The sequence below is a fragment of the uncultured Thiohalocapsa sp. genome (genome assembly GCF_913063425.1).
In the GTDB taxonomy this organism is placed as follows: domain Bacteria; phylum Pseudomonadota; class Gammaproteobacteria; order Chromatiales; family Chromatiaceae; genus Thiohalocapsa.
Map to the genome: position 1 here is coordinate 17,995 of NZ_CAJXYK010000053.1, position 19,667 is coordinate 37,661.

At 72.5% G+C, this 19,667-nt stretch carries 14 protein-coding genes; 10 read left to right on the top strand and 4 right to left on the bottom strand.

The annotated features are described in order from the left end of the window. Positions 1–87: 87 nt before the first annotated feature. The 8 genes from QZ607_RS21695 (at position 88) to QZ607_RS21730 (ending at position 5,370) form a co-directional block, all read left to right on the top strand. Complete coding sequence (locus QZ607_RS21695) at positions 88–705, top strand: MOSC domain-containing protein (protein ID WP_295887104.1); 618 nt, start codon at positions 88–90, stop codon at positions 703–705. Between the two features lie 40 nt (positions 706–745). Next, positions 746–1,138, top strand: coding sequence for a thiol-disulfide oxidoreductase DCC family protein (locus QZ607_RS21700; RefSeq protein WP_295887106.1), 393 nt, complete (start codon positions 746–748; stop codon positions 1,136–1,138). Between the two features lie 170 nt (positions 1,139–1,308). Beyond that, positions 1,309–1,629 (top strand): circadian clock KaiB family protein, encoded by a 321-nt coding sequence (locus QZ607_RS21705; RefSeq protein WP_295887108.1) that lies wholly within the window; start codon positions 1,309–1,311, stop codon positions 1,627–1,629. Positions 1,630–1,893: 264 nt separating this feature from the next. After that, a complete protein-coding gene (locus QZ607_RS21710; protein ID WP_295887109.1) occupies positions 1,894–2,277 on the top strand; it encodes a hydrogenase maturation nickel metallochaperone HypA in 384 nt (127 codons plus the stop codon). Positions 2,278–2,467: 190 nt separating this feature from the next. Then, positions 2,468–3,430: a hydrogenase nickel incorporation protein HypB gene (hypB, locus tag QZ607_RS21715; protein ID WP_295887111.1), complete on the top strand. Its 963-nt coding sequence runs from the start codon at positions 2,468–2,470 to the stop codon at positions 3,428–3,430. Between the two features lie 182 nt (positions 3,431–3,612). Beyond that, positions 3,613–4,107 (top strand): hypothetical protein, encoded by a 495-nt coding sequence (locus QZ607_RS21720; RefSeq protein ID WP_367268238.1) that lies wholly within the window; start codon positions 3,613–3,615, stop codon positions 4,105–4,107. A gap of 134 nt (positions 4,108–4,241) precedes the next feature. After that, positions 4,242–4,697, top strand: a complete 456-nt coding sequence (locus tag QZ607_RS21725) for a DUF302 domain-containing protein (protein WP_295887115.1) — start codon at positions 4,242–4,244, stop codon at positions 4,695–4,697. 331 nt (positions 4,698–5,028) lie between these two features. Next, positions 5,029–5,370, top strand: a complete 342-nt coding sequence (locus QZ607_RS21730; protein WP_295887117.1) for a TusE/DsrC/DsvC family sulfur relay protein — start codon at positions 5,029–5,031, stop codon at positions 5,368–5,370. A 154-nt stretch (positions 5,371–5,524) separates the two neighbouring features. On the opposite strand, the gene QZ607_RS21735 is transcribed toward QZ607_RS21730, so the two are convergent. The 4 genes from QZ607_RS21735 to QZ607_RS21750 all read right to left on the bottom strand — a co-directional run bounded on the left by QZ607_RS21735 (position 5,525) and on the right by QZ607_RS21750 (position 12,656). Further along, a complete protein-coding gene (locus tag QZ607_RS21735) occupies positions 5,525–6,544 on the bottom strand; it encodes a hypothetical protein (protein ID WP_295887119.1) in 1,020 nt (339 codons plus the stop codon). 108 nt (positions 6,545–6,652) lie between these two features. Further along, a complete protein-coding gene (locus QZ607_RS21740) occupies positions 6,653–9,079 on the bottom strand; it encodes a penicillin acylase family protein (protein WP_295887121.1) in 2,427 nt (808 codons plus the stop codon). 4 nt (positions 9,080–9,083) lie between these two features. Further along, complete coding sequence (locus QZ607_RS21745; protein ID WP_295887123.1) at positions 9,084–10,352, bottom strand: BPSS1780 family membrane protein; 1,269 nt, start codon at positions 10,350–10,352, stop codon at positions 9,084–9,086. Between the two features lie 411 nt (positions 10,353–10,763). Further along, positions 10,764–12,656, bottom strand: coding sequence for a hypothetical protein (locus tag QZ607_RS21750; RefSeq protein WP_295887125.1), 1,893 nt, complete (start codon positions 12,654–12,656; stop codon positions 10,764–10,766). A 222-nt stretch (positions 12,657–12,878) separates the two neighbouring features. Between QZ607_RS21750 and QZ607_RS21755 the strand changes: the two genes are divergently transcribed. Continuing rightward, positions 12,879–17,873 carry an AAA family ATPase gene (locus QZ607_RS21755; RefSeq protein ID WP_295887127.1) on the top strand — a complete coding sequence of 1,665 codons (4,995 nt, stop codon included), beginning with the start codon at positions 12,879–12,881 and terminating at the stop codon, positions 17,871–17,873. Then, complete coding sequence (locus tag QZ607_RS21760) at positions 17,854–19,377, top strand: glycosyltransferase 87 family protein (protein ID WP_295887129.1); 1,524 nt, start codon at positions 17,854–17,856, stop codon at positions 19,375–19,377. The genes QZ607_RS21755 and QZ607_RS21760 overlap by 20 nt, the downstream gene beginning before the upstream one ends. Positions 19,378–19,667: the final 290 nt, after the last annotated feature.

The following is a 19,667-nucleotide window of genomic DNA, read 5'->3' on the forward strand; positions in this document are numbered from 1 at the left end:
GGCCGCGGTTGCGCGGCCGGTGTAGGCCGCAATATAGCACCCGGTCCGGAGCACAACCGGCCACCCGCGTCAGCACTCGCAGAGCCCATGCAGACAAGCACGTCGACAACCATGCCGCCGGGCACCGCCCGGTCCAGCGCCGCCGCCGGGATCGGCGGCCTCTGGCGCCGCCGCACGCAGCCGGCGCCGCTCGCGGCCATGATGGCCCGCTTTCCGCAGGCGGGCCGGGTGGTGTGGATCGGCATCCGCGCCGGCAAGCGCGGTGCCGTCGAGCCTCTGGAGCAGGTGGAGGCCCAAGCCGGTCTCGGCCTTGCCGGTGACCACTATGCGCAGCCGGAGCGGGCCGGCCGCGGGCAGCGCAAGCGCCAGGTGACGCTGATCCAGGCCGAGCACCTCGCGGTGCTGGGCGCATTGCTCGGCGAGCCGCCCATCGACCCGGCGCGGCTGCGGCGCAACCTGGTGGTGTCCGGCATCAACCTGCTGGCGCTGAAGGACAAGCGCTTTCGCATCGGCAGCGCGGTGCTCGTGATGACGGGCCTCGCGCACCCCTGCTCACGCATGGAGGAGACCCTTGGCGCCGGCGGCTACAACGCCATGCGCGGGCACGGCGGCATCACCGCGGCGGTGCTGACATCCGGCACGCTCGCGGTGGGCGACCTGGTGGTGCCACTGGACCCGCCTGATGCAGACGCCGGCGCTGACTGACCACCACCGCCGACCACACCGACCACAGCAGCAGAGCACCATGACCCAAGCCACCGAGACAGCACTCACCACCTTCTTCGACGGCGGCTGCCCGCTGTGCAGCAAAGAGATCGCCCACTACCGGCGCGTGGACCGGGCCGGGCGCATCCGCTGGGTGGACATCACCCAGGACACCGAGGCCCTCGCCGCCGCCGGCCTGGACCAGGCCACCGCCATGCGCCGCCTGCATGTGCAGGACACCGACGGCCGGCTCATCCAGGGCGTGCCCGCGTTCGTCGCCATCTGGCGGCAGCTGCCGGGCTATCGGCTGCTGGCGCGCGTGGTCTCCACGCTGCGCCTCACGCGCCCACTGGATGCCGCCTACCGGCGCTTCGCGGACTGGCGCTTCGAGCGCCGCTGCCGCGACGGGGCCTGCGCCATCGAGCAGCGCTGATCGCACTGCGGCAGCGTTGTGCACCCTGTTCGGCACGCATCCGGGCGGGAGGGGTTTGGCAAGATCGGGGTTTGTACCTAGACTCAATCAGGGAAAGCCGCGCATCCGGCTTGGCTGGACGGACCAAGGCATGCGCAGAAACCGGCAGCAAGCTCCAACAAGCGCCTGACATGCAGACCTACACCCTGAGGCTCTATATCAGTGGCATGACCCGCAGCGCCCGGCGCGCCATCGCCACGCTGGAAGCGATCTGTGCCGAGTCGGTCGACGCGCGCTACGACATCGAAGTGATCGATGTCATGGTGAATCCGGACGCCGGCGCGCAGGCCGACATCATGGCCACGCCCACGCTCATCAAGAGCCTGCCGCCGCCGTTGCGCCGCATCATCGGCGAGCTGCGCGACCGCGCCCAGGTGCTGCGGGGCCTCGATCTCGAGCCCGCGAGCGCGCCGCCCCCTACAACCGTGTCGCCGGCCGACGCGGACGACTGAGTGCTTCTGCACCGATGCCTTGCAGCCTTGCCGGTGCCCGGCAAACGGACTCTCGGCCTTCGCGCGCTGCGACACTGACGGCGTCGTGTCTGAACTGGCGCAGTGTCGTCCTATTCCCTGCCTTGGTCAGGCACCGCGACGCGCGAGCCACCTGCGGCTTTGATGCGCATCAGTGTTCGCACCAAGGGTCGGCGCTAGGGTGCCTGGCTTTTCGGAGCCTGCCGCGCAGCGCCGCGCGCGGCAGCCTCGCCTGCGAGGCCCCACATGCATGAGCTCTCGGTCTGTCAGTCGCTGCTCGATCAGGTGCAGCGCATCGCCGCCGATCACGGCGCGGAACGGGTGGAGCGCATCCTGCTGCGCATCGGTCCGCTGTCCGGCGTCGAGGCGCCGCTGCTGCGCAACGCCTTTCCGCTGGCGGCCGCCGGCACCATCGCCGAGGAAGCCGTGCTGGATATCGAGCCCGCGCCCGTGCGGGTGCATTGCGTCACCTGTGGCGCGGAGACGGATGCGACGCCGAACCGCCTGCTCTGCGGCGCCTGCGGCGACTGGCACACCCGATTGGTGAGCGGCGACGAGCTGCTGCTCGCGAACCTGGAAATGAGCGTGCCGGAGGCTGCCGATGCCGACCCCGGGCAGGACGGCGACTGAGCAGCTGCGCGCTTCACTGCTGCGCGGTTCCGCCGACGGCCGCGCAGAACGCAGCCTGCAGGCGGGCGCCACCACCGCAATGGCCCCTCGGTGCGCGAGAAAAGGCGCACCGTGCAGGACGCATGGTCAAATTCGCAGGCGGCGCTGCTATAGTCCCTGACAGAAACAGCAGCGAATCCGGAGCTGACCCATGTGCGACACCTGCGGCTGTAACGTCACGTCCAGCAACGAGCATCTGGTGCGTCCCGGCGGCAAGCACGCCGAGACGGCCGACGGCCACGCCGCCGTCGAGGTGCTCCAGAACCTGCTCGGCGAGAACGACCACCAGGCGGCCCACAACCGCGCCCACTTCGATGCCCGCGGCATTCTCGCCGTCAATCTCATGTCATCGCCTGGCGCGGGCAAGACGAGCCTGCTCGAGGCCACCATCGACGCCCTGGGCGATGAGCTCAACATCGCCGTCATCGAGGGCGATCTCGAGACCGAGAACGACGCCGAGCGCATCCGCGCCAAGGGCGTCACGGCGATTCAGATCGCCACCGGCAGCGCCTGCCACCTGGACGCCCACATGGTGCACGACGCCCTGCACCGGCTCGACCTGACGGGCGTGGACATCCTGTTCGTCGAGAACGTCGGCAACCTGGTCTGCCCGGCGAGCTTCGACCTGGGGCACCACCGCAACGTGACGCTGCTGTCGGTGCCGGAAGGCGACGACAAGCCGGCCAAATACCCGGTGATGTTCCGCGCTGCGGACCTCGTGCTGCTCACCAAGGCCGACCTGCTGCCGGTGCTCGACGATTTCGACCCGGCCCGCGCCGAGCACAGTCTGCGCGGGCTCGCCACGCCGGCACCCCTGCTCACGCTGAGCGCCCGTCGGGACGCCCACAGCCTGGCGCCCTGGCTCGACTGGCTGCGCACGGAGCTCGCTGCCCAGCGCGAGCGCATCGCCCGCGGCACCACCGCGCGCCCGGCGCTGCAGCCGGACGGCGCGCTGCTGCACGGCGGCCAGGCCGGACACGCGCACGAGCACGCTGGGGGCCATCGGCACCGCCACCAGCATGAACACGGGCATGGTCAGGGCCATGGCCATGCGCATGCCCACGACCACGGCGGGCATGGGCACACCCACCCGCAGCGACAGGCTTCGGGCTGAGCGGCAGCACCGGCGCGCCCACGACCCTCGTGGGCATGGCGCTGTACTATCCTTGCCCCGCGGGCGGAGGCGGCTCAGATCGCCCCGCAGCGGACGACACCGGACCCGTGGCTCGCCGGCTGCGCGCAAGCAGCCCGCCGGCCACAATCCATCACCGATCTTGGAGGATGTCTCACGTGGCTATGCAAGCCCGCGCCCTGTCACTCGTCGGCCTCGTCTCTGTGCTGATGCTCGCCCCTGCCGCTCAGGCCATCAACTTCGGGGACATGTTCAACCCGGGCCGCTGGATGGGCGGCAACGATGACGATTACTACGACGAGGGTCCCTGGGGTCCCTACGGCGGCTACGGGCCCTACGGTGCCCCCTACGGCTATGGTGCGCCCGGCTATGCACCCTACGGCGCCCCCGGCTATGGTGCCCCCGGCTACGGCTACCCGGTGGCACCCGGCTATGCGGCCCCCGGCTATGCCGCGCCGGCGGCGCCCGCGGCACCCACCACTCCGGCCGCACCCGCGGAAACCGACAGCGCCAAGGATCGCGAGATCGAGGCCCTGAAGCGGCGCATCGAGCAGCTGGAGAGCCGCCAGGCGGCGCCGGTGCCGGCCCCCTCCACCCCCGGCAGTGGCGGTGACGGCTGGCCCTCCGCGCCGGCCTTCAGGCCCATGGACCAGTATTGACGCGGCCCCGGGCGGCGGGCTCACTGTCCGCCGCCCGCCTGAGCGCGTCGCGAGCCCAAATAACCCCCACAAGGCAGCTTCCGGAGGACACTTCCATGCCATGGCGCCGCGTCCGGACCCTTGCGCAGCCTGTCATGCCCGCCATCGCCCTGGTCTGCCACGTCTTCGCCGCAACTGCTGCGGCTGACGAGCGTTACGCCGTCTACGAGAGCGACAGCAGCTTCGGGGACGTCATCGACGGGCTCAAGCTCGCGATCCAGGAGCGCGGCATGTACATCAACAATGTCATGCACATGGACGAAATGCTGGAGCGCACCGGCAAGGACCTCGGCATGGACGAGACGATCTACACCCATGCCCAGTCCATCGAGTTCTGCAGCGCCCTGCTCTCGCGCAGGATGACGGCGGAGGACCCCACCCGCATCGTCAACTGTCCCTTCATCATCGCCGTCTACACCCTGCCCGACGAACCCGACACCACCTACGTGGTGCACCGCCGCATCCCCGCTGACGAGACCGACGCGAGCCCGGTGATGCGCGAGGTCGCGGACATGCTCCAGGGCGTCGCCGAGGGCGCCGTCAGCTGGTAGCCGCCAGCCCCCCTCACGCGCATCCACCGCCCCGCTGTCCCCGCCCCCACTGCGCCTGCGCAGCAGCACGCCCCGCTCCCGGGGCGTTCGGCCGGCATAGCTTCCGGCTCTACCGCGCGGCATTTCCCGCGCCGCGAACTGCCCTCCAATTGATCCAGGTCTACTCCGCGGGTGCCATCGGCGGCCCGCTTTGGTCTATCTTTCCTTGACAGGTGGCACAGCACCTGTTCCACGACTTTCAAATCTTCTAATAAACCAATCGAGAAAACCCGTCCGGCGCAACGCCGGGCACCAAGCCCAGCCACCGCCAGATGGTGGAGGAGACAACTGCATGACCGCCGTTCAGATCGCCGGCCGCGAGGTTCACTTCAACAAGAAAGGACATCTCGCGAGCTTCATGGATTGGGACAACGACGTTGCCGAAGCGCTGGCCGCGGAGGAAGGCCTGACGCTCACTGACCGCCACTGGAGCGTCATCGACTTCCTGCGCGAGTACTACGCCTTCCATGATATGCCGCCGTCACCGAAGGTGATCATCCGCGCCCTCGGCCACGAGCTCTGCCCGCACACCAACTGCACCCGCCGGGATCTCGATCGGCTCTTCCCCAACGGCGGCTGCAAGCAGGCCTGCCGTATTGCGGGGCTGCCGAGCTACTACTGCCATTCCTGCTGATGCCCACCGGGCCGCGTCGCACAACGCGCGCGGCCGGGTGAGGCATCAGGTCCCCACAGGGCAATGCCCCTTTTCAATGGGAGGGTGGATCAGCAAAGCGCATCCACCTCAAACCGAAACGGCGAGTGCGCGTCCCTGATTCGCCCTCAGCTGCTCACCGTGTTGCTGAACGCTTGGTGACGCCCGTGCCGCCCCAGCGCAGGGCACCAAGCCCGGCGAGCCCCAACAGCAACAGCGGCGCCGCACCGATGCTCGGCACCCCGGTGGGGGCGCCGGTGGGCGGTACCCGGTCCGGCATCGAGCCATGGCTGGCGCTGGCAGCCGTGCTGACGTCGGCGAATGCGCCGGGCACCAACGCGTGCAGCCCTACGACGTATTGCAGATCCGGGTCGAGCTTGGCGGACTCGAAGGCCACCCAGGCGTCCCGGGAGCTGCTGTAGCGCGCAGGCTGGAGGCCGCCCGAGGCCCCGCCGAAGGTCACCTGCCCGCGGCCGAGGCCGGGATCGGCACCGGCGATGGCGTCCGCCACCGTGTCTTCGGGCGCCAGGCTCGCGATTTCCAGCGCGTTAATGGTGGCGCCGGCGCGGCCGAGGTCCGTATCGAGGTCCACCAGTGTCGGGGTGGCGTCATAGACCGGGTCGTATGCGTTCTCGTAGGGGATGTAGAAGAAAGGGCTCCAGCCGGCCATTGGCCCGCTGCCGGTGACGTGCACGCTGATGGCGAAGGCCTCGCTGGTGGCCTGCTCGAACACGGCGAGATCGACGCCACTGCCGTCGGCGAGCGCGTGGCTCCCACCCCAGGTGAGCCGGATGATCTCCCGCACGTGCCCGCTCGACGGGAACGCAGGCTCCTGCCCCAGGGTGACCGCAGTGCCGGCTGCACCGCTGACCGGCCCGGCGTCGGAGTAACCGTCCTGGAACGTCGGCCGCTGGAAGCGGCTGCCCAGGGAAGTGCCGATGCTCCAGTCGGGCGATGTGTCGCTTGGGAGGGCGGGACCAAAGGGCGTGCTGTAGCCGAGGCTCTCCACCGTTACCGTAGTGACGGCGTTGGCGGGGTCAAAGCTCACGCCGGCCACCAGCGCTGCTGGGGCGTCGGCTGCCCCGAGCAGGCCCAGGACGGCGGCAGTGACGGACAGGGCCCGGGTGTTGGGGCTTGTGGGTTGGCGGCGGGACATGATGCGGGGTCTCCAGGCTGCAACGCAGGGCGGAGCATAGGCCGTCGCACGTCCGGGGCACCAGCGCGGGCGCCCGGCGGCGAGGCTGCCGTCACACAAGTTGCGGGCTCAGTCCGTCGCGGCGGGCGTCAGGCGCAAGGTACCCTGCTCGGTGCCGGGTGCCGGCCCATGCCAGGGCCAGGGATGGGTGTCCACGGCGAGCCAGTCGTCCAGCTGGTCCGTGCGAAAGCGCGAGAAGCGATGCCCGGACTGGCCGAGCGGCAGGCTGCCGCGGGTGCCTGACCAGTCCGACGGCGTGTAGACCACGCGCATGGAGGGGATGTAGCCGATGCGCCGCGGCGCCAGCACCGAGGCATTGGCCACATTCACCGTGGCGTTGTCGCCGCCGAGCCCCACCGGACCGACGCTGAACAGGCGCCCCACCCAGGGCTGACCGTCGAAGGCATGGCGGAAGGTGACGCCGCGCAGCCGATCCAGCCGCTGCGGCCCGCGCGGCAGCAGCTCGTCCAGCCGTGCCCGGGCGGAGAGCACGGCTTCGCGCCAGATGTTCGCCGGGCCTTCCTGCAGTTGGGGCGTGGTCACGTCATCCCAGAAGGCGGAGCGTCCGCTGCGCAGGGCCTCGTCCAGCGGCCCGTAAGTGTTGGTGTCGAGCTGCATGAGCACGCTCAGGTCGTCCTGCAGCTCGTCGCCGTACAGCGCTTGGTAGAGCGCCGGCACCAGCAGCCCGAACAGGGCGCCCGCATGGCTCTGCGGTGGGAAGTCCCCGCGCCAGTGCAGCAGATCCTTCTCGGCGATGCGCGCCGCCTTTGGGTCCAGCTCCCGCAGCGCCGGCAGTGTGCGCCGCAGGGCGGCCATGAACACGCGCGCGCGGATACTCTCGCGGTCCGCCTGCATGGCCGCAAGCTCCGCCGCCGAGAGGTCCGCCGCGCCCTCCAGCAGCTCCCGGATGCGCTCGGCGCGGTACGGCGGCAGCCAGCTGTGCCCCACCGCGCCGGCCTGCACCTCCGGGACACTGCGGTTGTTGGCGTTCACCAGGCGCTCGTCCGGTGGGCTTGTCACCCCGGGGTTGGTCCCGAACGGCTGCCAGCCTTGCCAGCCGTAACCCGGCTCCCACCCGGGCACAGGCAGCATGCCGGAGCCGCGACCGCGCTTCGGCAGGGTGCCTGTGACCTGCCAGCCGATGCCGCCGTCGCGATGGGCGATGACCAGGTTCTGCGAGACATGGTGCAGATCGGCGCCGGCGGCCCGCGCCTCGGCAACGGTGGTGGCGGTGTTGAGCCGCCACAAACCCGCCAGCGAGCGCTCCGGCACGTCCAGATTGCGGCGCAGCGCCAGGGCGTCGCCGATGCGCACGCTGGGCAGGCCCTCGGGATTGTCGGGCCCGATGACATCGTCGATGAGCACGCCATGGTTGGTGCTGCGGATGCGCAGCACCTCGGGCTCTGCGCGGTCCGCCACCGGGATGCGCTCGGTGCGGGTGCGCACGCGCTCCCAGCCCTCGGGCCGCCGTGCCGCGTCGCGGGTGGCGTTCAGCTCCTCGACGAAGAGGTCCTGGGTGTCCGCCGTCACCGTGGTCATGCCCCAGGCCAGGTGTGCGTTGTGCCCCAACAGCACCAGCGGCACCCCGGGCAGGGCGAGACCGGCGACGTGCAGGCCGGGGGCGATGAGCTCAAGCTCGTACCAGATGGCCGGCGCCGAGGGGCTCAGGTGCGGATCATTGGCCAGCAGTGCGGCGCCGTCCGCGCTGCGGCTGCCGGTGACGGCCCAGATGTTGCTGGCACCGCCGCTCAGGGTCGCGGCCACGGGCAGGGCCTGCGCGGTGCGCGGCGGGTCGGTGACCCGCTGCCGCGCCAGGGGCTGGTAGTCCGGCAGGGCATGCACGGTCTCCGGCGGCGCCAGCCCCACGTCCACCGGAAACAGCTCCAGGGCCTTGCGGTTGCCGAGCCGGGCGGCGAGCTTCAGGAAGGACAGCTCCTCGCGCAGGTTGACGCTGTTGATCCAGGCCATGTACTCGCCGATGACCAGGCTGTCCACCGGCTCCCAGCGGGCGGGCTCGAAGCCGGCGATCAAGTACTCCATGGGCGGGCGGCCGCGCGCCTGTTCCAGGTAGGCGTTGACGCCCTCGGCGTAGCGGCGCAGCAGCTGCTGGTATTCGGGCTCCAGCGCCGCATAGGCCTCGCGTGCGGCCAGCGGCAGCCCCATGGTGCGGTAGAAGCGGTCCGCCGGCAGGGCCGCTGCACCGAAGACCTCCGCCAGCCGCCCGCCGGCGAGGCGGCGCAGGATATCCATCTGCCACATGCGCTCGGCGGCGAGCATGTAGCCCTGGGCAAAGACCACGTCGTCCACCGAGGCCGCCTCGATGCTGGGCACGGCGTGCGCGCCGAAGGTCAGGGTCACGGGCGCGCCGAGCCCGGGCAGCGCCAGCTCGCCGGCGTACCTGGGCTCCGCGCGCTTGCCGAGCCAGTACAGCCAGCCGGCGCCCGCCGCCAGCAGCAGCGCCAGCGCGGTCAGCCCGATGAGCAGCCAGCGGCGCATGGCATCAGCCGGCGTGGCGGAAGATGTCGCGGTAGCCGGTGTACTGGGCCAGCGACATGATGGCCACCGCGGCGAGGATCAGCGCCAGCCCGATGACGAAGGCGAGCAGGCCGAAGGGCGTCGCCGCCGCGAAGCCGAGCACGGAGCCGTTGAACAGCGAAGCAGCGCCGGAGGCGATGGCCACCGGAATGCCCACGGCCACACTCATCACCACGGCAAAGACCAGGGAGAGGCCGAGCACCGCCAGCCCGAACACCAGAAACGGCATGATGTTGAGCCAGCAGGCACGAAAGCTCGCCTGCATGGCCGGCAGGGCATCCAGGCCTTCCAGCATCACCAGCGCCGGTGCGAACCAGTAAGCCATGACCAGCGGAACGATCAGCGCGAAAAACACCAGCACCAGCAGCAGCACCCAGGCGGCGCCCATCATGGCGGGCAGGGCGGCGGGATTGTCTTCCATCATCAGCTCCAGGCTGGTGCCGGAGACGGCGAGGCCGGCGGCGACGACGAGGCCCAGCGCCAGTGCCGCCAGCAGGATGCCCACCAGATAAAACACCGCAATCAGGGCCAGCTGGCCGCCCCGCTCGGAGAAGCCGTCGAAGACCATGCCCACCCGGGCGACGCCCTGTCTGTCGAATTGCCGCGCACCGGCCATGACGCCGCCGGCGAGGATGGGGGCAATAAAGAACCAGACCAGCGAGCCCAGGGGAATCCAGTTCAGGACAAGACTCATCGTATTGATGACGAGATACACCCCCATCCAGACGAACGGCTTGCCGCGGAACAGGGCGTAGGCGTCCTTGATCCACAGCCAGCCGTGGCCGGCGGGCAGTGACTGCGGGCCGGCCATGGGGCCCTCATCGCTCAGGGGCTGCGTCAGCTCGGCCTGCGGCGGGGCGTAGGGATTGCCGGGGTCGGGCTCTGGCGCCGGCTGCTGCGCTCTGGTGCCGACGCCATCGGGCTCGGCGCCGGTGGCACCGCTCAGGGGCCGTTGCGCAGCGGGCTGGTCCTGCGCAGGCGCGGCGGTGCCCACAGGCGTGCCGGCGGGCTCGATGCGGACCTCCAGCCCGATCTCCTCCAGCACCTCCCGGTAGCGCTCGGCGTTGGCATCGTCCACCTCGCGCTTCAGGACATGCTCGCGCGCATCCAGAATCAGCCGCCAGGCCTTCTCTTCCGGCAGCTTGAACACGGCCGCGAAGTCCCGCGCCGCCTGCTCCGCGTTGATGCCGGGCCTGAGCCGGCCGGTGAATACCACCTGGTGGAAGGCGCTCATGTCGGGTCTCCATATCGGTCGAAAGCGGGATAGGGCCTGCGCCCGGCAGACCCTGAGCCCAGCCTGGGGCAGGCTGTTGTGCTGGGGACCGGGTTGGATTCCGGGGGGTGTCGATGATCGGGCTTGTCGGGGGCGTGATGGATCATTCGGTGTTGGTATTGGCGGTGATTTCGGCCTTGGTCCCGACTCCGTTTGTGCGCGGGCGTGCCCTGCTTAGCCAGGGCTTCCAGCCCTGATGATATCGGGCCAGGATGGTCTGACTGCGCAGTCAGCGGCCCACGTGGTCGCCGGTGTGATCGAGACTGCGGTGTTGATGCCGATGCCGATGCCGATCCCAATCCCGATACCGGTACCGATTGAGATACCGATACTCGTTGGGGCTGGAGGCTGGCAGGCTCGCGCTTACCGGGTTCAGGCGGTCAGCTTCTTCATCCAGGCCAGCAGCCCGGGCTCCGCCGCCCAGACATCGCGCATGGCCTGCCGGTAGAGCCAGGCCTGGTCGTCACCACCGGCCATGAAGCCGCCCTGGTGCAGGCTCGGGCGCCGTACCCGCTTGCGCAGCAGAAAGCGCGGCACCCGCGGCAGGCGGCCGACGGCCTCGTGCAGCACCAGCGCGGCGCGCTCCTGCTGGCCGAGCCGGTACAGCGCCAGCACCTCGCCATAGGCCATGTCCGCCAGCGCGTCGGTGGGGAAGCGCCGCGCCAGGGCCAGGGCCTTCTCGTTCTCGCGGGCGCGGAGGTAATGGTTCATCAGCTCCGCCCGCACGCCGTGGTTGTCGCGGGGGTTGAGCTGGAGCAGCAGCTCCGCCAGCGCCACCGCGGGCCCGTCGGCACCGGCGTCCGCATGCTGGCGCCAGCGCCGGAACAGCAGCCGCAGGGCCGGGCGGTTGCGCGGGTCGGTCCAGGGCAGGGCGGCAGGCTCCGGACCCAGGTTGTGCCGCAGGATGGCCTCCGCGCGCTCCAGCACCGGGTCCAGCATGACCCGGGCGACCCAGGGCAGGCTGCTCTCCGGGTGCACGTACAGCGCCGTCGCCAGGTCGTCCAGTACATCCAGGCTGTCCGCCGCGGCGGGGCTGACCTCCAGCAGGTCCAGCCACTCGTCGCGCAGCCAGACCTGCTCGTGCTCCGGGCCGGCGAGCATGGTGGACAGGGGCTTCGGCCCCGGGAAGGCGCGGCGCCAGCGGCGCTCCAGGTCGGCGAGCCCGCGCGCCGGTGTCAGGGCACAGCAGCGCCCCTCCCGGGCCGCCGGCGGCAGCGGCAGCAGCTCCGGGTCGAACAGGGGCAGCTGGCGCGAGTCGCCGCAGGTGAGGGGGTCGTCGATGGCCTCCTGCCCGAGGGTCGGCAGCGGACGCTGGGCCAGGCCCGCGAGCCACTCGCGCACGCGCAGCAGGGCGGGGTCCATGGCCGCGGCCTGACTCATCATCAGGGCCTGCTGCGGGTCCTCGCGGGCACGCGCCAGGAAGTCCTGGATGCCGGCGCCGTCGTGCCCGGCGCGGCGCAGCTTGTGCTGCCAGAACTGGGCGCGGGCGCGGGCGTGGTCGTCCTGATGGCGGGCGGCGAGCAGGGTGATCTCCAGCAGCGCCGTGCCCGGATGGTCCGGGCCGTGGCGCTGGGCCTGGGCGAAGGCGTCCGCGGCGTACTCGAAATCGCCCTCGTCGATGAACATGACGCTCAGTCGCTGCCAGGCGGCGGACTTGAGGATGGGCGCGGCGGTGTCGGTGACGCGCAGCAGGAAGGCCTGCTTCTTCTTCCAGTGGTCCAGGGCGTCGTAGGCGTCGCAGAGGATGTCGAGCGCGGGCTCGAAGGCCTCGTCCAGGGCGGCCAGATCGCCGGCGAACAGCGGCTCCAGCAGGGCCACGGCGCGCCCCGGGCGCTCCAGCGCGAGCCAGCGGTCCGCCACCTTGGCCAGCAGCGGCTCGGGCACGGCGCCGCTCTGCACGGCGGCCTGGAGCTGGGGCTCGCCGAGCTGGTCCAGCAGCGGGTCCCAGAGGATCTCCGGCGGCAGCTCGGGCACTTCGCCGGCGGCCTGGCAGCAGTCGGCGTAGGCGGCGCCGGAGCCGCAGCGGCAGGGCGCCGTCGGCTCGGGCTCCGGCAGCGGGCTCGGGCGGTAGCCCAGGTCCGGGCGCGGCATGGCGTTCCAGATGGCCTGGGCCAGCAGCGCGGCGAGCCGGCGCGCGTCGTCGGCGTCCAGGGACTCGACGCCCGCCAGAACGTCCGGGATGCGCGCCCGGCCCCAGCGCAGGAAGGCCTCGGCGTCGGGCTCGCGGAGGATGATGCCGACCGCTTCGCTCAGAAGGGCATCCATGCTGAGAGGTTCCCACTGCGGGTGCTGTGTCATACCGTCCTCCGGATGGCTGGTTTGCCGCGTGGTCGGCCGGTGTCCCGGATTGTACCGCGAGGGCTGCGCCCGCTGTCGAGCAAGCCGACGGGCCAGTGCGCCGCCGCAGCCGCCGCGCCGCACGCCACCCCAGCCCCCGCACCGGTATGATGCAGCCATGCCCGACCCCCACCCGCGGCCGCCACGCGCATGAATCAACGCGCCCGCGACGAGCGCATCCGCATCTTCGTCTCCTCGCCCGCCGACGTGGAGCACGAGCGCGCGGCCGTGAAAGACATCGTCGAGCGCCTCGGTCGCGAATATCTGCCGTACTTCCAGCTCCAGGCCGTCCTTTGGGAAGAGGAGGCCCTTACCGCCGACCGCACCTTCCAGGCCGGCCTGACCCAGCCCGAAGACTGCGACATCGTGCTGGTGATCCTGTGGACGCGCCTCGGCTCGCCGCTGCCGCAGGAGCCCTACCGCGGCATGACCGGCACCGAATGGGAGTTCGTCAACGCCGTGCAGGCCTCGGCGCGCGGCGGCACCCCGGAGGTGCTGGTGTACAAGAAGACGGCGCCGCGCCTGGTGGACATCACCGACGCCGCCGGCGCCCGCGAGGCGGTGGAGGACCGCCGCCGTCTGGACGAGTTCTTCCGCCACCATTTCTACAACGAAGATAACAGCTTCCGCCGCGCCTTCCGCATCTTCGACAGCGATGCCGCCTTCCGCGAGCTGGTGGAGACCCAGCTGCGCAAGCTGCTGAACCGCCGCATCAGCGCCGAGCGCCGCGCCGCCCCCGGCGCCGGCCACTGGCACGGCAGCCCCTTCCGCGCCGACCGACCGTTCGACATCGGCGACGAGCGCGTCTTCACCGGCCGCGAGCAGGAGATCCGCGCCCTGCTGCAGCGCCTGGAGCAGCGCCCCACCCAGGGCCCCACCCAGCGCCCCGCTGTGCTGCTGCTGAGCGGCCCGAGCGGCAGCGGCAAGACCTCGCTGCTGCGTGCCGGACTGGTGCCGCGGCTGACGCGGCCCTTCCTGTTCGAGCACATCGCCACGGTGCGCTGCGCCCTTGTGGATTTTGCCGACGGGGACGCGGCCGTCGCGGGCGCCACGCCGGTGGCGGCCCTTGCCGCCCGGCTGTGTGCGGCGGACGTGCTGGGTGCACCGCTCGCGGCCTTCGGGCTCGGACCGCAGGCGCTGGCGCGCCTGCTGGCCACGGCGCCCGAGGTGGCGGCGCGGCAGCTGGCGAGCGCCCTGTCACAGCTCGCCAAGGGCGGCGACGCCGAGGCCCAGGCACGGCTCGCCGTGATCCTGGACCCGCTGGACCCGGTGCTGGCGGCGGACCCCGCGGCGGTGGAGACCCTGATGGCGGCCCTGCGTGGCCTGGCCAGCCACCCTGCCATCTGGACCCTCGCCGCCCTGCGCAGCGATGCCCTGCACCGGCTCGCGCCCTGGGCGGAGACGCTGCTGGACCCGACGCGGCCCCTGGACGCGCAGTGGCTGGCGCTGGAGCCGCCGCCGGCGGCGCGCATCCGGCAAGTCATCGAGATCCCGGCGCGGGTCGCCGGTGTCGAGCTGGACAGCGGCAGCGTCGGCGAGGGCCGGGGCGTGGTGGAGCAGGTGGAGGCGGAGGCGGCGGCCCTGCGCGCCTGGGCACCGCCGGTGCAGGCCCTGCTCGCGGCGGCCTATGACCGTGCCCAGGCGGAGGCCGCCGGCAGCGGCGAGCTGCGCCTGACGGCGGCGCAGGTGCAGGCGGCCGGCGGCGTGCGCGGCACCGTGCTGGCCCGGGCGGAGGCGCTCTGGGCCGACCTCGACCCCGCCGCCCGCGGCGCCCTGCCGCGGCTCTGCCGGGCGCTGGTGAGCATGGACGCCGCCGCGGGCGCCCGCCCCGAGCCGCGCCGCGGCGACCTGACCCTGCTGCGCGCCGACCCGGACTGCCGGCGGCTGGTCCATGCGCTGGTGGACGCCCGGCTGGTGGTGGCGGAGGGCCTCGAGGACCCGGTCCTGCTGACCCGCTGCGAGCCGCCCGACCTGCGCCTGTGGAGCCTGCTCACCGGCGCCTGGCGCCAGGGGCGCGCGGAATGGCGCCTGCGCCGGCTGCGTCGCCGGGGCGATGGGGCGGAGACGCCGGCCGCGGCCGAGGCGCCGGCGGTTGCAGCGGCGGCAGGCGCCGGCAGCGACGCGGTTCCGGCTGCCGCCACGAGCACGGCCGCGCAGACCCCAGCCCAGACCGACGCCGCCCCCGAGCCCACCCCCAACTGGGCGTCCATGCGCCCGGTGGCGAGCTTCGCGCATCCGGCGCTGCTCACCGACTGGGCGCCGGTGCGGGACTGGCTCCGCCACGCCGAGCACCGCCGCAGCCTTGTCCTGCGGGCGCAACTGACGCGGCAGGCGCGGCTGTGGAAGCGCACCGACTGCAACCGGGAATACCTCTACCGCGAAAGCGGCTATGCGGCGGTGCGGGCCTTCGCCGACGCCCACCCGCAGGAGCTGGAGCCGCTGGAGCGCGAGTTCCTGCGCGCCTCCGCCGCACACCTCGCCTTTCTGCGCCGGCGCAACCGCCTGGTGCGGGCCACCGGCCTGGTGCTGGTGGCGCTGCTGCTCGGCGCCGTGGTGGCGGCGGGTCTCGCCTGGCAGGCCTCGCGCATTGCGCGGACCAACCTGCACAAGAGCCTGCTCAAGGAGGCGGAGCTGCACATCGCCCGCGGCAACACGCCGCAGGCGGTCATCAACGTCATCGACGCCAGCGCGGATTTGCCGGAGCAGGCGGTGCGCAAGCTGAGCCTCGCCTTCAACGCCAACCGCCTGCTGGCCATGGCGCCCGCGGCGGGTCCGGACCCGGACAGCGTGCGCACCCCGGGCATCAGCGCGGACGGTGGGATACTCGCGAGCAGCACCCCGGACCAGGGCCCGGTGCTCTGGCGGCTGGGGCAGGGCCGCTTCGTCGCCGACCGCGACCTGGGCGCGGAGGGCTTGGGCGTGCACACGCTGGTGCTGGGCGATGCGGAACAGGTCATCGGCATCGGCACCAACGGCGTCTGGCGCCTGCCGGCGGCGGTGGACGCGGTGCCGCTGTACCCCTGTGGCGCGGAGCCCGGCAGCGCCTTCGCGCTCAGCCCGGACCGCCGCCTGCTCGCCATCGCCGTGGCGGATACCCGCGGGCAAGATGGCGTCTGCGTGCTGGACCTGGCCCTGCCCGGGCAGGTGCTGCTGCACCGCAAGCTCGCGGAGGGGCAGCTGCGCGGCCTCGCCTTCGGCCCCGCCGGCGAGCGCCTGGTGACGGCCTCCAGCGCCGGGCGCAGCCATGTGTTCGACATCCCCAGCGCGCGCCGGCTGCTGTCGCTGCCCGCGGACGGGCCCCTGGGGCGGCCCTTCAACGCGGCTGTCTTCGACGCCGCCGGCGAGCGCATCGCCGTCGCCGCCGCGGACGAGCGGGTGCGGCTCTATGCCGCGGACGGCACGCCCACCGGCGAGCTCGCCACCAGCGTCATCGGCGGCACCCGCGTGAAGGTGCACCGCACCGCGGTGCGCGACGTGGCCTTCGCGCCGGACGGTGACTTTCTGGTGGCGGTGGACGACGAGGGTCAGGTGGTGCGCTGGACGCTTGGCCAGCAGGCCGCGGCCGACGGTGCCGACGGCGACGACGCGGCGGGCGACGGCCAGGCGGTGGTGCTGGGCAGCCACGAGCTGAGCGTCGGCGACGTGGACATCGCATCGGCGCCGGCGCCGCACCTGGACGGCCAGCACCTGGTGCTGACGGCGTCCCTGGACCAGACGGCACGGCTGTGGAGCCTGGAGACGGGCAAGCCGGTGGCGGTGCTGGGCCATGACGCGGCGGTGAGCAGCGGCCAATTCACCGCTGACGGCCAGCGGGTCGCCACCTTCTCCAGTCGTGACGGCACCGTGCGGCTGTGGAGCGTGGAGCCGGTGACCCGGCTCGGTTTCGAGCTGCCGCATCCGGACCATGTCTGGGACCTGGACATGGCCGACGCCCCGCAGGCCCTCGCGCCCAACGGCAAGGCGCTGCTGCTGGCCACCGCGGGCTACGACGGCGGCGTGCGCGTGTGGCGCTACGAGCGTACCGCAGAGCGCCCGGCGCCCACGGAGCTCCGGGTGCTCAAGGGCCACAGTGCGCGGGTGCGGCAGGTGCGCTTCTCGGCCTCCGGCCGGCTCCTGGCGTCGGCGGGCTATGACGGCAGCGCCCGGGTGGACGACCTGGTGACCCAGCAGTCCTGCCGGCTCGCGGCGGCGGACGCACCCGACGGCGCCGTCTACAACGCCCTGTTCGGGCCGGATGCCCGCTGGCTGCTCACCACGTCCGACGACCCGGCGACGCCGGTGCGGCTCTTCTTGGTGGACGCCTGTGCGCCGCTGGAGGGTACGCCGACACTGCCCCATGGCAAGGCGGCGGTGGCCGCCGCCGCGGTACGCGGACTCGGGGAGGTCACGCTCGCGGCCACCGGCGACGACGCCGGCAGCTTCCGGCTCTTCGTGCGCGGAGCCGCCGGCACCTGGCGCCGGGGCTGCGAGCTGGCGGCGGGCGTCGGCGCGGTCGGTGACATCGCCCTCGGCGCCGGCGGCCGGCTCGCGGCCGTGGCCGGCGCAGATGCCCGCGTGGCGCTGCTGGACCTGGACCCGACGGACGGCGCCTGCACCCTGCGCGGCTGGCTGGAAGGGCACACGGCACGCGTCTACAGCGTGGACATCGCCCCGGACGGGCGGCAGCTGGTGACGGCGTCCCTGGACAAGACCGCGCGGGTCTGGCGCCCGGACGGGCGGGCGCTGGCGGTGCTCGCGGGCCACCAGGACCGCATCTACCGCGCCGACTTCAGCCCGGACGGGCGCTGGCTGCTGACCGCGTCCCGCGACGGCAGCATCCGGCTCTGGCGCGCACCGACGGCGGCCCCGCGGGAGGGCACCGAGCCGCCGGTGCAGGAGGACTTCCTGCCCCTGAGCGCGAGCCTGGGCGGCGTGGCCGCTGCGGTGTTCAGCCCGGACGGGCGCTACATCGCCGGTGCCTACTGGGAGAACGCGGCCATGCTCTGGCGCATCTGGCGCGACGGCAGCGAGGTGCCGGCGGCCATGCGCCGGCGCTGGGGGGAGGACCGGGCCCGGCTCGCGCTCATCCGCGAGGCCTACCGGTTCCGCGACGACACGGCCATCGTGGACGCCGCGGCGGCGGCCCGTGCGGACGCCGAAGACTGACCGCCAGGCCGCTGCGGGCCCGCACTACTGGCCGCTGGCGGCGGCGCTGGTGCTCTTCGCCGTGGTGGTCTGGCTGCTGCCGCTGCGGGAGCTGGACCTCGCCGTCTACTGGCGCGCGGCGCAGCAGGTCTTCGTGGCAGGCACCGAGCCCTACACCCGCGCCGAAGACGCGGGCCTGCCCTTCACCTACCCGCCCACCGCCCTCTTCCTGCTGCAGCCGCTGGCCGGGCTCACCCTGGCGCAGGCGGCGGACCTGCTCTGGTGCCTGAACCTGGCCCTGGCTGTGCTGGTGATGCTCCTGCTGCCGCGGGACCTCGCCCACATGCCCGTGGGAGCGGCATTCCTGCCGCGACCCGAGCCGCGGTCAGAGCCCAACCACAGCGATCGCGGCCAGCGGCCGCTCTCACAACAAGCGCGGCCTGTGGGAGCGGCATTCCTGCCGCGACCCGAGCCGCCGGCACCGCAGATCGCCGCCCGGCGTCTGCGCACCTGGGGGCCGCTCTACATCGCCTGCTTCGGCGGGCTGTACCTGACGCTGCACTTCCACCAGGTGAACCTGTTGCTGCTGCTCTGCCTCTGGGGCTTCTGGCGGGTGCTGCGGCTCAGCCGCCCCGGACCGCCGGCGCGCGGCCCCGGACGCCTCGCCGCCGGCGCGGCGCTGGCACTCGGCAGCGTCGCCAAGCCCCACTACGGGCTGCTGCTGCTGGGGACGCTCGGCTGCCTGCGGGCAGGGCGCCGCCCCGGGCCGGGGCTCTGGCTGCTGCTCGGCGCCGTGCTCGGGGGCGTCGCCCTGCTGTGGGCGAGTATCGCGGTGGCCCCCGCCGGCAGCTGGGCCGCCTGGTGGGCGCAGGTGCCGGGCACCACCAGCTTCACGGCCCTGCCGCCGGGGCACTCCAGCATCGCCGCGCCCTGGAACCGCAGCATCGCCGGCGAGGTGGCGCGCTGGCTGGTGCCGAACAAGTTCACGGAGCCTCTGGTGGCAAGCCCCGCCGCCGCCGGGCTCATCACCACGGCCCTGGTGCTGGGGTTGGCGCTGGCCACCGGCCGCGCCGTGCTGGCCTCGGTGCTGCTGCGCGCCCGGCGCTGCACGGCGGGCACCGGCGGCGCGGACCCGGTGGCGGTGGACCTGGAGCTGTCGCTGCTGGCGCTCTGGGTGTTCCTCGCGGCGCCGGCCAGCTGGACACATCACCTGGTGCTGCTGCTGCCGGCGGCCCTGGTGCTGCTGCGCGATGCGGTGCTGGACCCGCGCGCCGGCGGGCTCGGGCGCCTCGCGGCGGTGCTGGTGCTGGCGGTGCTGGCGCTGACGCTGGACGATCTGATCCCGCGGGAGGTGCGCACCGGCTCCCGGGCCATCATGGCCCTCATGACCGTCGCCGTGCTCGGCCTCTGGGCACTGCTGCTGGAGCGGCTGCTGCGGCACACGGCGGCATCGCGACAGGACCCGGCCGGTGCGGCCCCGGACCTCCCCTCGGGCGCAGCGCCGGACGTGCGCGCCTCAACCTGAAGCCGGTCTTTCTAGGTGCAACCACGAAGCCACGAAGAGCACGAAGGCGCTCCGGAAGATGCCCAAGCTCGCGCGTTGCTCCGCCGGGTGAGCGAGCTGCCGGCGAGGCTTGGCTTCAACCTAGAAAGAGCAGTCGACCGCTTCAGCGCATACGCGGATGGCTGTGCCGGTTGCGATTGCGACACACTCTGCACTTCACCGCCCGGGTGGACCCCGCTACGGCCGCCATGGCACGCCCCGCGCGGCGCCTGGCTGCGTTACAACTCCTCGGAATAGAACGACTATTCCTC

Bases quoted from the DNA above. Each gene is read 5' to 3' on its own strand.
- QZ607_RS21695 (WP_295887104.1), top strand. From the start codon at position 88: ATGCAGACAAGCACGTCGACAACCATGCCGCCGGGCACCGCCCGGTCC.
- QZ607_RS21745 (WP_295887123.1), bottom strand. From the start codon at position 10,352: ATGAGCGCCTTCCACCAGGTGGTATTCACCGGCCGGCTCAGGCCCGGC.
- QZ607_RS21710 (WP_295887109.1), top strand. From the start codon at position 1,894: ATGCATGAGCTCTCGGTCTGTCAGTCGCTGCTCGATCAGGTGCAGCGC.
- QZ607_RS21755 (WP_295887127.1), top strand. From the start codon at position 12,879: ATGAATCAACGCGCCCGCGACGAGCGCATCCGCATCTTCGTCTCCTCG.
- QZ607_RS21720 (WP_367268238.1), top strand. From the start codon at position 3,613: ATGCAAGCCCGCGCCCTGTCACTCGTCGGCCTCGTCTCTGTGCTGATG.
- QZ607_RS21725 (WP_295887115.1), top strand. From the start codon at position 4,242: ATGCCCGCCATCGCCCTGGTCTGCCACGTCTTCGCCGCAACTGCTGCG.
- QZ607_RS21700 (WP_295887106.1), top strand. From the start codon at position 746: ATGACCCAAGCCACCGAGACAGCACTCACCACCTTCTTCGACGGCGGC.
- QZ607_RS21740 (WP_295887121.1), bottom strand. From the start codon at position 9,079: ATGCGCCGCTGGCTGCTCATCGGGCTGACCGCGCTGGCGCTGCTGCTG.
- QZ607_RS21735 (WP_295887119.1), bottom strand. From the start codon at position 6,544: ATGTCCCGCCGCCAACCCACAAGCCCCAACACCCGGGCCCTGTCCGTC.
- QZ607_RS21705 (WP_295887108.1), top strand. From the start codon at position 1,309: ATGCAGACCTACACCCTGAGGCTCTATATCAGTGGCATGACCCGCAGC.
- QZ607_RS21750 (WP_295887125.1), bottom strand. From the start codon at position 12,656: ATGGATGCCCTTCTGAGCGAAGCGGTCGGCATCATCCTCCGCGAGCCC.
- QZ607_RS21730 (WP_295887117.1), top strand. From the start codon at position 5,029: ATGACCGCCGTTCAGATCGCCGGCCGCGAGGTTCACTTCAACAAGAAA.
- hypB (WP_295887111.1), top strand. From the start codon at position 2,468: ATGTGCGACACCTGCGGCTGTAACGTCACGTCCAGCAACGAGCATCTG.